Origin of the sequence: Hyalangium versicolor (assembly GCF_020103695.1) — a bacterium.
Lineage (GTDB): Bacteria > Myxococcota > Myxococcia > Myxococcales > Myxococcaceae > Hyalangium > Hyalangium versicolor.
This window is the reverse complement of sequence record NZ_JAHXBF010000003.1, coordinates 38,878-54,860: the sequence shown is the minus strand read 5'-3', so window position 1 is coordinate 54,860 and position 15,983 is coordinate 38,878. Positions and strand designations below refer to the sequence as shown.

8 protein-coding genes are annotated in these 15,983 nt (G+C 67.3%); 5 read left to right on the top strand and 3 right to left on the bottom strand.

Translation table 11 applies throughout. The features are described 5' to 3' along the window. The first annotated feature begins 25 nt into the window (after positions 1 to 25). From KY501_RS06675 to KY501_RS06665, 3 genes are all read left to right on the top strand, one after another. Positions 26 to 1,528 carry an ArnT family glycosyltransferase gene (locus tag KY501_RS06675; protein ID WP_224361764.1) on the top strand — a complete coding sequence of 501 codons (1,503 nt, stop codon included), beginning with the start codon at positions 26 to 28 and terminating at the stop codon, positions 1,526 to 1,528. A gap of 192 nt (positions 1,529 to 1,720) precedes the next feature. After that, positions 1,721 to 5,314 (top strand): endopeptidase, encoded by a 3,594-nt coding sequence (locus tag KY501_RS06670; protein ID WP_224361763.1) that lies wholly within the window; start codon positions 1,721 to 1,723, stop codon positions 5,312 to 5,314. Positions 5,315 to 5,632: 318 nt separating this feature from the next. Beyond that, positions 5,633 to 7,651, top strand: coding sequence for a hybrid sensor histidine kinase/response regulator (locus tag KY501_RS06665; RefSeq protein ID WP_224361761.1), 2,019 nt, complete (start codon positions 5,633 to 5,635; stop codon positions 7,649 to 7,651). A 15-nt stretch (positions 7,652 to 7,666) separates the two neighbouring features. Here the strand turns inward: KY501_RS06665 and KY501_RS06660 are convergent, their stop codons facing one another. The 3 genes from KY501_RS06660 to KY501_RS06650 all read right to left on the bottom strand — a co-directional run bounded on the left by KY501_RS06660 (position 7,667) and on the right by KY501_RS06650 (position 11,758). Beyond that, complete coding sequence (locus KY501_RS06660; protein WP_224361759.1) at positions 7,667 to 8,524, bottom strand: hypothetical protein; 858 nt, start codon at positions 8,522 to 8,524, stop codon at positions 7,667 to 7,669. Continuing rightward, entirely contained in the window at positions 8,524 to 10,749 is a 2,226-nt protein-coding gene (locus KY501_RS06655) for an MltF family protein (protein ID WP_224361757.1), read from the bottom strand. The genes KY501_RS06660 and KY501_RS06655 overlap by 1 nt, the downstream gene beginning before the upstream one ends. 136 nt (positions 10,750 to 10,885) lie before the next feature. Then, entirely contained in the window at positions 10,886 to 11,758 is an 873-nt protein-coding gene (locus KY501_RS06650; RefSeq protein ID WP_224361755.1) for a hypothetical protein, read from the bottom strand. A gap of 199 nt (positions 11,759 to 11,957) precedes the next feature. Between KY501_RS06650 and KY501_RS06645 the strand changes: the two genes are divergently transcribed. Next, on the top strand, positions 11,958 to 13,835 hold the full coding sequence (locus KY501_RS06645) for a gamma-glutamyltransferase family protein (protein WP_224361753.1): 1,878 nt from the start codon (positions 11,958 to 11,960) through the stop codon (positions 13,833 to 13,835). A gap of 39 nt (positions 13,836 to 13,874) precedes the next feature. Then, entirely contained in the window at positions 13,875 to 15,815 is a 1,941-nt protein-coding gene (locus tag KY501_RS06640; protein WP_224361751.1) for a CocE/NonD family hydrolase, read from the top strand. The last annotated feature ends 168 nt before the right edge of the window (positions 15,816 to 15,983 follow it).

Sequence of the window (15,983 nt, the reverse complement as noted above, 5' to 3'; positions counted from 1 at the left end):
TGCATATAAGGTGCGGAGGCCTCCCATGCGTCGGCTCCTCCTCAACACAAGACAGTTCTGCACGCGGCACCCCGTGGCGCTGGGCGTCTCCGTGACGTTCCTGCTCAGCTTCCTGCTCCGGCTGCTGTACCTGCTGGGCTCGCCGGACCGGGATTGGCCCTTCTCCATCTTCTTCTATGGAGACACCCGCTTCTTCCACACCTACGCCCTGGACTGGGTGAGGGACAGGCCGGCGCAGGCCACGCTCCCGTACCACCCTCCCCTGTTCCCCTGGTTCCTCGGGCTGCTGTACCAGGTGCTGGGAGAGCCTCAGGGCAGCGCGTTCCCCTACAAGCTGAGCCTGGCCGTGTTGAACTCGGCCACAGTGGCATTGACATGGGTGTGGTGGAGACGGGTGCTCGGAACAGGCTGGAGCCTCCTCGCCGCGGGGCTCTTCTCGGCCAGCTTCGGCTGGCTGCTGCTCTCCACCACGTATAGCAATGAGGTGCTCTACGCCCTCTTCCTCTCGGCCACGTGCTGGCTGGTGCTCCAATCCACCCGAGGCCTTGCATGGTGGGCCGCGGTGCTGCTGGGCATCATCATGGGACTGGGCTCACTGACGAGGGCCGAGCACCTCTATCTCTGGCCCTTCCTCCTCGCGTACATCGCCTTCGACAGGGATCCCCAGGTGCCCTGGAAGCCCCAGCTCGTCCGCTGGGCCCTGGCAGTAGCGATATGCCTGGCAGTGCTCGTGCCGTGGAGCCTGCGCAACGCGCGCGTGCTCCAGGAGATCAACGCTCGCAACCCGGACCTCGAGCCGCTCCCCGAGCTGACCCTGGTCACCGTCTACGGGCCCATCAACTTCGCCATGGCCAACAACGCCCGGGCGACGGGAGGCTTCACGCCGGATGCCGTCACCCAGCTCGGGGCCAATGGCAACCTCGACGTGGCCAACCCGGCCCAGCGGCATCTGCTCATCCATGGCTATGCCGAAGGCCTGGGATGGATGAGCGAACACCCCGGCGACGCGGTGAACCTGCTGCTCTCCAAGCTGAGGCGATGGCTGGATGGGCTGAGCCTGGGGCTCGGAGCCTCGGACTTCCCCTCGGGGCTGCGCGGGGCCCGGCCTCCCGTGGATGTCTTCGTGCCCGAGAGCTCCTGGCTCTCATGGCCTCTCACCCTGTTGCTCCTGGCCGGAGCCGCGCTCTCCCTGCGCAAGCCCTACCGAGCCTTCAGCCTGCTCACGCTCGTGGTGCTGCACCGCCTGCTCATCACCCTCGCCTTCTTCGGCTATGCGCGCGGACTGCTGGCCATCTTCCCGGCCCTGCTCCCACTGCTGCTCCTGCCCGCGAAGGCGCTCGCCTCCCGCCGCCCCTCCCTCACCGGCAGGCTCCCCGCGCTCGCCACGGTGGCCCTGCTCCTGTTCTGGCTCGAGGCCGGAGCGCTCGCCATGCGCGAGCCCCGCGCCTTCTCCGCCAGCGGCACTACGGACAGGACGGGCGGCAAACTCATCCAAGACGATTGGGTACAGATCTGGCCGAAAACTTGAGCATGACTTCAAGCAATTGCAGCTCGTACGCGTAGTCCTTGTCTGACTAATGTTTCTGGTTTAGAGAGACTGCCCCCGAATCAGGTTCTGGCGGCAGTTCTCCCTTCAGTCGCCAACTCCGCGCTGCCAGGACTAGGGGAAATCCACACCCCCATGCAGTCCCGCGTTCCCTCATCAGGAGAACCGTACCGTATGCGCCATGTCGCGAAGTTGATCGGCTGTCTCGCGTTGTTGTGTTCCGCGGCGAGCCACGCGATCGTCCCCCCCCGCCCCACTCCGAGCCCCTTGTCGAGCAAGGCCTTCTTCAAGCCGGAGCTCTCTCTCCCCATCACCAACACGCCGCTGGAGGAGGTACAGCCGCAGCTGTCCACGCTGGGCACCAGCGCGTGGAATGACTTCTTCAAGCGCAACGGCAAGGACTTCCATGTCTACGTGGATCCGCGTACGGGCACGGCCACCGCCATCCAGGGCGTGATTCCGCTCATCCCGGGCGACGGCGTGGGCAACACCGTGACGCTCAACAGCATGCGCCAGCAGCTCGGGCGCGCGGTGAGCCAGGTGAACGAGGCGGTAGTGGGCGACCTGATCGTCAAGTTCATCGCGGAGAACGCGGCGGCCATCGGCGTGGATCCGCTGCAGCTGGGCGAGCCGCGCGTGACGCAGGTGACGGAGACGCTGTGGCAGGTCCACATTCCGCAGCAGCTCAATGGCGTGCCCGTGCGAGATGCGCGAGTGGCCGCCGTGATCAGCCACGGAAACCTCATCCTCCTGGGCACCGAGGCGTGGGCCCAGCCGAAGGTCGCCACCAAGCCGGCGATGACGGCGCAGCAGGCCATGGCCTCCGCCGGAGACTACCTGGGGCTGCTCGAGACGCCGGGCGAACTGTGGAAGGAGCCCACGCTGGAGATCGCGCCGATGGCCCGCGCGGACGTGCAGCAGGGCCAGACGTTCATCGGCACCTTCGGCCAGGGCTACACCCACGCCCTGGTGTGGACCTACGGCTTCCAGCGCCCCGGCGAGAATGAGCGCTGGAAGGTGACGGTGGATGCCGAGACCAACGAGGTGCTCGCCATCGAGGACGACAACCACTACCTAGACGCCACCGTCACCGGCGGCGTGTACCCGTCCACCAACGTCGAGGTGTGCGCGTCCAACGAGACGTGCGGCACCCTGCAGCCGAACACGCCCATGCCGTGGGCGAACACGGGCTTCGCCGCGCCCAACAACTTCACGGATGGCGCGGGCATCTACAGCTACACCTCCGGCACGGCCACCACGACGCTGGCCGGCAAGTACGTGAAGATCGCCGACTCGTGCGGCGCGGTCAGCTTCAGCTCCGCCACGGGCAGCATGGACCTGGGCGGCGTGAACGGCAACCACGACTGCGTCACGGCGGGCGGCGGCGCGGGCAACACCTCCGCGGCGCGCTCGTCCTTCTACGAGCTCAACAAGCTGAAGGAGCAGGCCCGCGGCTGGCTGCCCAACAACACGTGGCTCCAGGGGCAGCTCACCTCCAACGTGAACATCAACAGCACCTGCAACGCCTTCTGGAACGGCTCCACCGTCAACTTCTACAAGAGCGGCGGTGGCTGCCGGAACACGGGCGAGATCGGCGCGGTGTTCGACCACGAGTGGGGCCACGGCATGGACAACTTCGATTCCAACGGCACGCTGAGCAACTCCAGCGAGGGCTACGCGGACATCGCGGCCATCTACCGCCTGCAGACTTCGTGCGTGGGCTACGGCTTCTTCCAGACGTCCAACCCCGGCTGCGGCCAGACGCCGGACGGCACGGGCTACAACTCGAACGAGGCGCAGACGGGCGCGGCCCACTGCGATCTGAAGTGCTCCGGCGTCCGTGACGCCGACTGGGATCAGCACGCGGACCACACGCCGGACACGCCGCAGAACCACGTGTGCCCGCGGTGCAGCTCCGGCACGGGCCCCTGCAGCCGCCAGGTGCACTGCGCCGCCGCTCCCGCGCGCCAGGCCGCCTGGGACTTCGTCGCGAGGGATCTGCGCGCGGCGCCGTTCAACTATGACTCGAACACCGCCTTCATCGTCGCCAACAAGGTCTTCTACCAGGGCAGCGGCAACATCGGCGCGTGGCACTCGTGCGACTGCACCGCGGGCACCTCGAACGGCTGCGGCGCCACCAACGGGTACATGTCCTGGCTGGCGGCGGATGACGACAACGGCAACCTGAACGACGGCACGCCGCACATGACGGCCATCTACGCGGCCTTCAACCGCCACAACATCGCCTGCAGCACCCCGGCGCCCGTGAACAGCGGCTGCGCGAGCGCGCCCGCCGAGGCCCCCGCCGCCACGGCCACCGCGGGCGATGGCCAGGTGTCCCTGAACTGGACGACCTCGAGCAACGCCACCCAGTACTGGGTGATGAAGACCGAGGGCTTCGCCGGCTGCAACTTCGGCAAGGCGAAGGTGGCCACCGTGACGGGCACCAGCTACACGGATGGCGAGGTCGCCAACGGCCGGCAGTACTGCTACTCGATCGTCGCGGCTGGCTCGAACGCCGCCTGCTACAGCAATGCCAGCAGCTGCGTGTGCGCGACGCCGACCTGTGCCGCGCCCACCACGCCGTCGCTCTCCAGCCCGGCCAGCGGGGCCACGGGCGTGGACTTCGCCGCGGTGCTGGCTTGGAACGACGTGACGGGCGCCCTCTATGACGTGCAGGTGGCCACGGACTCGGCCTTCACCAACGTGGTGGCCTCGGCCTCGGGGCTGACGGCGAGCACCTGGACGGTGACTCCGACGCTCAACCCCACCTCCACGTACTACTGGCGGGTGCGCTCGGCCAACACCTGTGGCGGCACCAGCGCCTGGTCCTCGAGCAGCACCTTCGCCACGCGCGGCTGCATCGCTCTGGGCTCGCCCATCCTGGCCAGCCCGATCAATGGCGCCACTGGCGTGTCTGCCTCGGCGGCCCTGGACTGGAGCGATGTGACGGGCGCCTCCGCCTATGAGGTGCAGGTGGCCACGGACTCGGCCTTCACCAACGTGGTGGCCTCGGCCTCGACGCTGGCGACCAGCGCCTGGACGGTGTCTCCGGCCCTGAACCCCAACACCACCTACTACTGGCGTGCGCTGGGCAAGGACACGTGCGGCGCGGGCGGCTCCAGCGCCACCTTCAGCTTCACCACGGCGAACATCTGCACGCCGCAGTTGGCCGCCTTCCACTCCACCCTCAAGGTCCCGGCCTGCACCGCCGCGTGCGGCTGTGACACCGGCGCCACCGCCATCAAGGGCCGTGGAACGCTGAGCGGCGGCAACGAGACCAACCGGCCCAACACCCTGGGCGCGGCCTGCGCCGACGGCAACTCCGGCACCTACCAGACGGACGAGAGCCTGGAGCAGATCACGATCAAGAGCACGGACGAGGGCATCCTCGCGCCGGGCAAGCAGGTGAAGGTGGACGTAAAGGTGTGGTGCTACAGCTCCACGGACAAGCTGGATCTGTACTACGCGACGAACCCCACGGCGGCCACGCCGACGTGGACCGCGCTGGCCACGGGGCTGTCCTGCCCGTCCACGCGCGGCTTCTACACCTTCACCCAGACGTTCACGCTGAGCGGCACGACCACCGGCCAGCAGGCCATCCGCGGCAACTTCCGGTTCAGCACTTCGGCTGGCAGCTGCACCACGGGCGGCTACGACGACCGGGATGACCTGGTCTTCACCGTCTCCTCGCCGCTCGCGAGGAGGTCGTCCGGGAAGGCCACGCCTGTCAAGGCGCTGACGCAGGGCCGTCGCACCGAGCGCTAAACCCTCTCCACCCTCTGTGATGGCCGCTGCGGCCCGCATGGGAGGGTGGAAGATTGCAGGCGTATGAGAGGGCTCCCAGGGCAACCTGGGGGCCCTCGCTCTTTCTTGGCACACATAGGGGCCAGCCCCCACCTTACGAGGTGTCAAGGCACTCAGGCCTCGGGCCCAGCATGGCCTCATTCGGCCCGAGGGATGTCTGGGTTTCGAGCCTCCCCCCGGGCCTCGGGTGGAGTAGGCTTGCAGCATGGGGAGCGGAATTCAGGTGAAGGGGTCCACCCAGCTGGCAGGTGCGCTTATCCTCTCGGCTGGAGAGCCGTGATGTCCGCCTCGACCGAACGACAACAGGAGTCGGCCCCCATCCCGGACACCACGCTGCTGCGGGCGCTCATGGAACTGGAGCGCCTCTCGCCGGAGGGCTGCCTGTTCCTCGCGCCCCTGCGCGATCCCGCGGGAACGATCACCGACTTCGAGTGCCTCGATGCCAACCTGTCAGCCGAGTCCATCCTGGGCCCCATCGAGGGAGGGCTGAGCGGACAGCCCCTGCGCAAGCTGCTGCCGGAGCGCGATGCGGTGGGCTGGGTCGCGGTGCTTTGCGCGGCGGAGACCTCGGGCCAGTCCGTGTCGGCGGAGTTGTCGGCGGCGCGCCCGGACAACCGGGGCGAGGGGTGGCTCCACTGCACGGCGATGAAGCTTCGGGGCTTCCTCGTCGCGCGGTTCCGGGACGTCAGCGCCTCGCGGCGCACCGACGAGGCGCTGCAGCGGACGCGCGACCGGATGGTGGAGATCCTGGAGGGCAATCCCGGGGCCTTCTTTTCGGTGGATGCGAACTGGAACTTCACCTACGTGAACGAGCGCACCGAGGGGATCTCGGGCTCATCGCGCGAACAGATGCTGGGCCACAGCCTGTGGGAGATGCTGCCAAAGCTCGCGGAGGCGCCCCACGAGCAAGTGCTCCGGCGCATCATGGCCGAGCGGGCTCCGAACCACTTCGAGCTGAAGCTCCCGCCGGACCACTGGTACGACGTGCATGCGTACCCCTCGGGGCAGGGCCTGTCGGCCTTCTTCCGGGAGATCCGCGAGCAGAAGCGGCTGGAGGCGGAGCGCGACGCACTGCTGGCACGGGAGTACTCGCTGCGGCTGGAAGCGGAGGCGCTCGCGCAGCACCGCGCGAAGGAGCTGTTCGCGGCGCAGGAGAAGCTGGTGCAGTCGGAGAAGCTGGCGGTGGCCGGACAGTTCGCGGCGGGCGTGGGGCACGAGATCAACAACCCGCTGTCGTTCGTGATCGGCAACCTGCACTTCGCGATGGAGTTCCTGGAGGGGCTGGGAGAGCCGCTGCCGGACGCGGAGGTGCTGCAGGAGCCCATCGAGGCGCTGAAGGACGCGCGAGCGGGGGCCGAGCGCATCCGCGCCATCCTCACGGACCTGAAGCGCTTTGCGCGGGCGGACGAGTCCCTGCTGGGGCCAGTGGACGTGCGCGAGGCGCTGGAGTTCAGCATCTCCATGGCGATGCCGCATATCCGCCACCGGGCACAGGTGGAGCGGCGTTACAGCCCGGTGCCGACGGTGCTGGGCAACGAGGCCAAGCTGGGACAGGTGTTCCTCAACCTGTTGATGAACGCCGCGCAGGCCATCCCCGAGGGGGACGTGGCCCGCCACCGGATCACGCTGACCACGCGGATGGAGAATGCGCGGGTGGTGGTGGAGGTGAGCGACACGGGCCGGGGGATGACGCCCGAGGTGTTGGAGCGCGCCTTCCAGCCGTTCTTCACGACGCGAAACGTGGGCGATGGGATGGGACTGGGGCTGTCCATCTGCCTGGGGTTGGTGCAAAGCATGAAGGGAGAGATGAGCGCCACCAGCCGACTGGGAATCGGGAGCACGTTCCGGGTGGTGCTGCCGACGAGCACTCAGCCCGCTCCGATGTTGACGCCCATGTCGGCGGCGCGAGCCTCCCGGCCCAAGCGGGTGCTGGTCATCGACGACGAGCCGGGCATCGCGGCGGTGTTCAAGCGCATCATCGGCCGCTCGCACGAGGTGGTGGTGGTGCAGAGTGGCCGCGAGGCGCTCGCCCTCCTGGAGAGGGACGACAAGTTCGATCGCATCTTCTGCGATCTGATGATGGCGGACCTGACGGGGATGGATGTGTACGAGGCGCTGTCATCCCGGCGGCAGAACTGCCTGGACCGGTTCGTCTTCATGACGGGGGGCAGCTTCACCGAGCGCGCGCGCACCTTCCTTCAGACGATGCCCTTCCCGCGCATCGACAAGCCCTTCGATCCGGAGCACATCCGCACGCTGGTGGCCCAGGCGCCGGCGACGGCCGGGCCGCGCGCCTGATCCCGGGAAGTCGTCTCACGGCGGCGGCGGCGAAAGTGCTCTCCATCCTTCAGCGATGGCGATGCCCACGTTGGCCATCAGATCCTGCTTCGCGTTCACCACATAGAGGTAGGGAGTCAGCGCCCAGACCTCACGGAGGATGCGGCGAGGCTCCTGGACGGGAGCGCTCAGCTCGGCCTGGAGCAGGGGCAGGACCTTGTCGGAGAGACGCAGGGCCGTGTCCATGACGAAGATGGCCAGGTGGGGGCGCAGTGCCCTCACACGGCGGAAGAACGCGGCCACCTCATCGGGAGCCAGGTGCTTGGGAGGCGAGGACTTCATCTCCAGATAGAGGAGTCGGCCCTCCGCGGCGGCCACCACGTCGAGGTCGCCACCCACCTCGGGCGCGTGGAACTTCACGCCCACGGCTACGTCGAAGCCCAGGCGGCCCCGCAGCTCACGAGCCACGTACCACTCCAGCGTGCCGCCGAAGTTGCGGACCGGGTACAGCAGCCGGTAGCGCCCACCGTCCTCCCGCGCGGCGAGCCCCAGAGTCACGAGTTCTTCCGACATCTCGGTGGCCCGAGCGGCCTCGACGTACTTCGAGGCCTCCTCGGGCAGGAAGCTCCCGCGCCGGAGGATCGCGCCCCGGAGGAAGAGGCGGAAGGCATAGTGGCTGAGGCGTTCGGCGAGACGCTCGGCCAGGACTTCGTCCACATCGGGCGGGAACGGGAGATCCAGCGTGGCCAGGGTGGGCTGGAAGCCCCGGCGCACCAGCATGGTGAGCACTTCCGCTCCTGGCTGGAGCAGCGTCCTCTGAGGCGGAGGAGCTTCCGCAGCGTGGCGCTCCTGGTCCTGGGCGGTGGGCCCTTTCTGTTGGAGGGGATCGCTCATCAGTGAGGAATCAGCTCCACGTAGCTGGTGTAGCGGTTCTGGATCTCCGAGACGTACTTCACCGGCTCGGAGCCCCGGCAGTACCCATAGCGCGCGCGGCGGTAGTACTCGGGGCGCTCGAGCAGGAGCATGGCCTTCTCGACGTTGCCGAACCACTTGTTCGGGTTCCAGCCCTTCTCCTTTGCGATGCGCCGCGCGTCCTGAACGTGGCCCATCCCGGCGTTGTAGGAGGCCAGTGCGAAGCGCAGCCGGTGCTTGAAGGGGATCTCGGGCTCGAAGCGGTTCACGAGCTGTTGCATGTACATGACGCCCGCGTGAGTGCCCTGGTCCGGGTCCTCCAGCTTGCGGAACCCGAGCGAGCGGCCTGTGGCGGGCATGACTTGGAAGAGCCCGATGGCACCCACCCAGCTCTTGAGCTTGGGGTTGAAGCGGCTCTCCTGGTAGGCCTGCGCCGCCATCAAGCGCCAATCCATGCCGTAGCGAGACGAGTACGACTGGAAGATCAAGTCATACGGCGACAGCGTGCCGGAGACCTCTACGCGCTCCACCTTCGCCTCGAAGACGCGGCGGGAGTTCTCGAAGTAGCGCTTGCGCCACATGTTGTAGAGGGTGCCGCGGTACATCTTCTTGACGAAGCCATCGAAGAAGCCGCGCAGCTTCGTGGCGTCCTTGCGCACGGCGAAGGCGATGGCGCGAGAGCCCTCCTTGCTCGCGGGAGTGCCCTCCACCGGGAGCGGGAAGGCTACCTCGAGCCCATCCCGGTAGGCCTGCTCGGCCGCGAACAGGTGACTGTCGGCCACGGTAAAGGGGATCTCGCCCTCGGCGGTCCGGTCGAGCAGCGCCTCCGTCTCCACCTCCTCGGGCTCCTGGACGATCTCGAAGGGACCGTGGGCCTTCTGCAGCGCGAGCAGCGTGGAGTGATAGCTGGAGGAGGCGCGGACGTGGATCTTCTGCCCCTTCAACTCCGCGAGCGAGGCCAGCTTCGGCCCCTCGGCACGCTGCACGAGGACTTCGTCCACGAAGAGATACGGGCGGGAGAAGGCCACCTCCGCCGAGCGCTCGGGCGTGACGGTGAGCGAAGCGGCGATGACGTCTCCCCTGCCCTCGTTGAGCCAGGGAATGAGCAGATCGCGGGAGGGAGGCACCACGATCTCCAGCCGTACGCCCATCTGCTCCGCGGCGGTCTTGGCCAGTTCGAAGTCGAAGCCATGCTGCTCGCCACGGTGCAGGAAGTAGGTGACGGGGTTGTTCCGGGTGAGAACCCGCAGCACCCCGCGCTTGCGAATGGCCGGCAGATCGCCCGTGAAGCGCTCGGCGGCGTACTCGGTGAGGACGTGCTCGGTGATGAAGGAGTCCAGGGCGAGGCGCAGCTCGGGGTTCTCCTGCCGCACGGCCCAGGCGATCTGCCGACCCTCGGCGATGGGAAAGAGCCGCTCCACGTCCGGGTTGTAGGTCTCGATCGCCGCCAGCAGGTGGCTGTCCGCCACGGTGAGCGGAAGCTCGCCACGAGACACCTGATAGACGATCTCCTCGGTCTCGGTGGACTCGGGCACCGGCGCGATGACGAGACCGGGGGCCTTGCTCTGCGCCAGTTCCTTGAGCGAGTCGACGAAGGAATTGCTCTCGCGCACGTGGACGGTGCGGCCCGCGAGCTGCTCCGGCTTCCGGGGCAGATCCGCCGCACCGCGCTTTCCGACGACGAACTCGCTCACCACTCGGAGAGGTCGGGTGAAGGCGATCTCCTTTGCACGGGCGGATGTCACCGTCAGATCCGCGGCGATGACGTCTCCCCGGCCCTCGCGCAGCATGGGGATGAGCTGGTCGAAGGCAGGAGCCTGGATGAACTCCACGGTGAGCCCCTGCTTCTCGGCGAAGCGCTCCAGGAGCAATCGATCCTGCGCCTTGGGCATGCCCTGGCGGGGCAGGAAGTCCTCGTCGGTGCCCTCCACCAGAACCCGGAGCGCGCCACTGGCGCGGATGGCCGCCAGATCGCCCGTGGACTTCGGCGGCTCGGGTTCGAGAGCAGGCTGCGCGGGCGGCGGCGGCGGCGTCTCGGGGAAGATTGGATCCTCCGGCTCGGGGGCCGGAGGAGTCACCGGCGCGGCCACAGGGGCAGGAGGCGGCGGCGCAGGAGGCTGGCTGCGCTCACATGCCAGGAACAACGCCAGCGCGGCGAGGAGCCACCACCGGGAGAGGAACGGGTTGAAGCCGGACGCAGACGACACGAGGATCCCCTCTTGCGCAAGGTGCCTGCAACGAGCCCTCCCGAAGGAGGCAGGCACCCGCCCCCATCCTTTACCGGAATTCGGGACCGGCTGTGCAGGGGGGCCCAGCGAAGGAGTCCTACCCGGAGTCCGGGCCTCAGAAGGTGAGGCCCAACCCGGCAAAGGGCCCGCCGAGCACATCACGGTGGGCAACGCCATCCAGGAGGCCTGCGTCGTCCAGCACCAACCCGCGATAGCCACCACGCAGCACCAGTCCTCCCAGGTGCAGCGCCAGGGCGGCGCTCGCATCGAACTGGCGATAGGGGAAGGGGGTGATCTGCATTCGCGCCTCGAAATCCAGCGGCCCCAGCAGGCACGCCTCACCGGATGCGGCCATGCTGAAGCCCACCCAGGAGGCCTCCGGCGCGCTGGCGCTGCTCAAACCCGCCTCGATGCGAAGCCGCGCCCGAGGCTGCACGACGAGCGCCCAGGTGAGGTGGGCCTCCAGCAGGGAGATGGAGTCCGTCCCGGAGGACCCGTCGTCCGCGTCCAGCGCCAGCCCCGTCAGCATCCCGTCCACACCGAAGCGGTAGCCCTCCAGGCCGAGGAAGAAATCCACATTGCTGCCACTGTCATCGTTCATCGGTCCGCCCTGGATGCCCGTTCGGAAGGACATCGATGCCGCGTGGCGCTGCCCGTGCACCTGCCCATCCGAGGCGAACTCAGTGGCCAGCGGAGTGCGGTGGTTGCCGACAGTGAAAATGAAGGAGAACAGGTCCACCATCGCCGACACATCCGAGACCGTCACGTCGGAGCTGACCTGATCGGAACCACCGCTGGAGGACGACGAGTCATCCGAGCCATCGTCATCCGAGTCCTCGCCCACGGCGGTGGCATCGTGGACCTTGCTCTCTCCCTGCTGGGAATTGCTCGAGGAGGAACTCTTCCCGAAGCGAGCCTCGGCCGGGAAGGTGGTCAGCACGAGGGCAAGGACGAGCCCCGACGAGAGCATTGCTCGGAAGGAAGCCACGGCGGCACTCCGGATATGGAGGAATAAACCGGTGCAGCAGGGAATCAGACGCCTGCCTGCCTGTTCTATTCACCCCCGGGCCCGGTGCTGCCTCCCGGAACTGTCCCACACGTGAGGTCGAGCGAGTGACACAGAAGTGTCCCCCGAGTGATTCCAGGGCGTTAGGCTCCCGGCCCCTCCTTCTCCCCTGGGAAGAACCATGAACGCAGCAGGGATGCTCCGACGAGCCGTATCCGGTCTGCTCTTGATGGTGGCGATCGCGGCGCCACAGGGCCATGCGCAGCAGACAGCGAAGCCCGTCCTTCACGGCAAGCACTGGGTGGCGATCACCGGCAAGCCGCTCGCTGCCACGGCGGGGGCGATGATGTTCCAAAAGGGCGGCAACGCGGTGGACGCCACCTGCGCGATGCTCGCCGCGACCTGCACCATGTGGGACACACTGGGCTGGGGAGGCGAGACCCAAGCGCTCATCTACGATCCGCGCACGCGCAAGGTGGTGGGCATCAATGCGCTCGGTGTGGCCCCCACCGGTGCGACGGTGGAGTTCTTCCGGCAGAAAGGCATGAATTACCCGCCCGAGTTCGGTCCCCTGGCGGCCGTCACCCCAGGGACGCCGGGAGGGCTGATGGTGATGCTCGCGGAGTACGGGACGCTCTCGCTGCGAGAGGTGCTTGGACCCGCGATCCAGATGGCCGACGAGGGCTACCCTGTCGAGGCGCAGGTGGCCAAGAGCCTCGAGCGCAACAAGGACAAGCTGAAGCAGTGGCGTTACTCGCGCGAGGTGCTGTTCCCGCATAAGGGCGAGGAGCACGAAGGACCTCAGCCGGGCGAGGTGTTCCAACAGAAGGATCTGGCGGCCACGCTGAAGAAGCTGGTCGAGGCGGAACAGCAGGCACTGAAGGCGGGCAAGAACCGCAAGCAGGCCATCATGGCGGCCTACGAGCGCTTCTATCGAGGCGACATCGCGCGCGAGCTGGTGCGCGGCACCCAGGAGGAGGGAGGGCTCATCACGCTGGAGGATCTGGCACGGTGGAAGGTGCAGATCGAGGAGCCCGTGAAGACGGACTACAAGGGCATCGAGGTCTACAAACTCACGACGTGGGTGCAGGGGCCGGTGCTGCTCCAGGCGCTCAACATCCTGGAGACGCAGGATCTCAAGTCGATGGGCTACAACAGCGCCCGGTACATCCACGCGCTCTACCAGGCGATGAACCTGGCCTTCGCGGATCGCGACTTCTACTACGGAGATCCGTACTTCCCGCCCGCAGAGCCCGTGCGAGGCCTGCTGTCCAAGGAGTACGCGAAGTCGCGGGCGAAGCTCATCAACTGGGAGAAGAACGATCCGAACGTGAAGCCAGGAGACCCCTACCCCTTCCAGGGCGAGACCAACCCCTATACGAAGCTCTTGGAGCAGTGGCCGCCCAAGCCGTCGGCGGACAAGGACGCACAAGGCTCGCAGCAGACGAGCATCGAGGACTTCGATCGGGCCTTCTACGCGGGGACGACATCCATCGAGGCGGCGGATGAACAGGGCTGGGTGGTATCGGTGACTCCGAGCGGCGGCTGGCTGCCAGCGGTCATCGCAGGGCGCACGGGAGTAGGACTCAGCCAGCGCATGCAGAGCTTCGTGATGGACCCGGCGGAGAATCCGTTCAACGTGCTGGAGCCGGGCAAGAGGCCGCGGGCCACGCTGACACCGAGCCTGGCCCTGAAGAACGGCAAGCCGTTCCTCTCCTTCGCGGTGCAGGGCGGAGACAGCCAGGACCAGAACCTGCTGCAGTTCTTCCTGAACGTGGTGGAGTTCGGGATGAACGTGCAGGAGGCCACGGAAGCCGCGAACATCAACAGCTTCCAGCTGCGCAACTCGTTCACGGATCACACTTCGAAGCCGGGCAGACTCCTGTTGCAGGATCAGGTGCCGCCGTGGGTGCGCTCCGAGCTGAAGCGCATGGGCTACGAGCTGACCTTCGAATCCCGCACCTCGGGCCCGATCAACGCCATCTATGTCGATCAGCAGCACCACACGCTCTGGGGCGGCTCCAGCCATCACGGCGATGACTACGGCATCGCCTGGTAGCAGCCCTCCCCTCCCCTTCCCCTCTCTCATGGAGAGTGCATGCGTCACACGTCCCGCTGTCTCGCAGTGCTCACGCTGCTCACCCTCACTGGCTCGGCGGGCGCACAGCCTCCCGCCCCACCCCCCAAGCCCGCATCGGATCCAGCGGCCGAGCGCGCCGATTACATCCGCTCGCACTACAGCAAGTTCGAGTACCGCATCCCCATGAGGGATGGCGTGCACCTGTTCACCACGCTCTACGTCCCCAACGACGCCACGGCGAACAAGCGCTACCCCATCCTGCTCTCGCGCACGCCCTACTCGGTCTCGCCCTATGGCCAGGACCGGTACAAGAAGGCGCTCGGACCGGATATCGCCTACGAGAAGGAGGGCTTCATCTTCGGCTTCCAGGACGTGCGCGGCCAGCACATGTCCGAGGGCGAGTTCGTGAACGTGCGCCCACCCCTGCCGCCGAAGCGCGGAGCCAAGGACGTCGACGAGAGCACCGACACCTACGACACCATCGACTGGCTCGTGAAGAACGTGCCCGGCAACAACGGGCGCGTGGGCATCTATGGCATCTCGTACCCGGGCTACTACACCTCGGCGGGAGCCATCGACTCGCACCCGGCGCTCAAGGCCGTGTCTCCGCAGGCGCCCATCGCGGACTGGTTCTGGGATGACATGCACCGCCATGGCGCCTTCAACCTGGCGCTGGCCTTCAACTTCTTCGCGTCCTTCGGAAAGGCCCGCCCCCAGCCCACCTCCAGCGAGGAGTGGGAGCGCTTCGAGCACGGCACTCCGGACAGCTACCAGTTCTTCCTGGATCTGGGGCCCCTGAGCAACGCGGACGGGCGCTACTTCAAGAACGGCATCGCGTTCTGGAAGGACATCATCTCCCACCCCAACTACGACGACTTCTGGAAGTCACGAAGCCTCCTGCCCCACCTGCGCAACATCAAGGCCGCGGTGCTCACCGTGGGCGGCTGGTATGACACCGAGGATCTCTACGGCCCGCTCCACACGTACAGCGCCATCGAGAAGCTGAACCCGGGCACCACCAACATGCTGATGATGGGCCCCTGGCCGCACGGGGGCTGGCAGCGCACGGATGGGACATCCCTGGGAGACGCGGACTTCGGCTTCGCCACCAGCAACACGTACCTGGAACTCTCGCTCGCCTTCTTCAAGCACCACCTCAAGGGCGGCGAGAAGCCGGATCTGCCCGAGGCCATGGTCTTCGAGGGAGGCGTCAACCGCTGGCGCCGCTTCGACTCCTGGCCTCCCAAGAACGTGCGCGAGGCACGCCTCTACTTCCAGCCCGGGCAGGGCCTGGCCTTCACTCCGCCCGCGGGTTCGGGCACCTCGCTCTTCGACGAGTACATCAGCGATCCGGCGAAGCCCGTGCCGTACACGGCGGAGATCACCGCGGGCTGGAGCAAGAAGTACATGGCCGAGGACCAGCGCTTCGCCTCACGCAGACCCGACGTCCTCGTCTACCAGACCGAGCCGCTCGAGAAGGACGTGACCTTCGCCGGGCCGCTCGAGGCCGACCTCTGGGTGTCCACCACGGGCACCGACGCCGACTGGGTGGTCAAGCTCATCGACGTGAACCCGGGAAAGATGCCGGGCTGGAACCGAGCCGATGACGAGGCCGGCAAGCAGAACCGCGGCAGCCAGCAGACCCTCGTGCGCGGCGAGCCGTTTCGCGGCCGCTTCCGGGACAGCTACTCCGAGCCCAAGCCCTTCAAGCCCGGCGAGCCCACCCACGTGCACTTCGTCATCAACGACGTGTTCCACACCTTCCAGCAAGGCCATCGGGTGATGATCCAGGTCCAGTCCTCGTGGTTCCCCTTCATCGACCGGAACCCGCAGACCTTCGTGCCCAACATCTTCGAGGCCAAGGAGAGCGACTTCGTGAAGGCCACGCACCGCGTGTACCGCTCGCCGACGAACCCCAGCTTCATCAAGGTCAACCGCCTGCCCGCAGCCGACGAGTGACGCGCTCCAGGCGCGCGCGGCACCGCCGATTGTCAGACGTGACAGGTCGTCACTGGCTCGCACGCCACTCCAGGTCCACCCGTTTGGAAATTCCGCCAACGAAGGAATGGAAACCCTTCGAGTCGCGACAACCCCGCGTGGACGAGGCCTCGACGCGGGCTGCCAGAT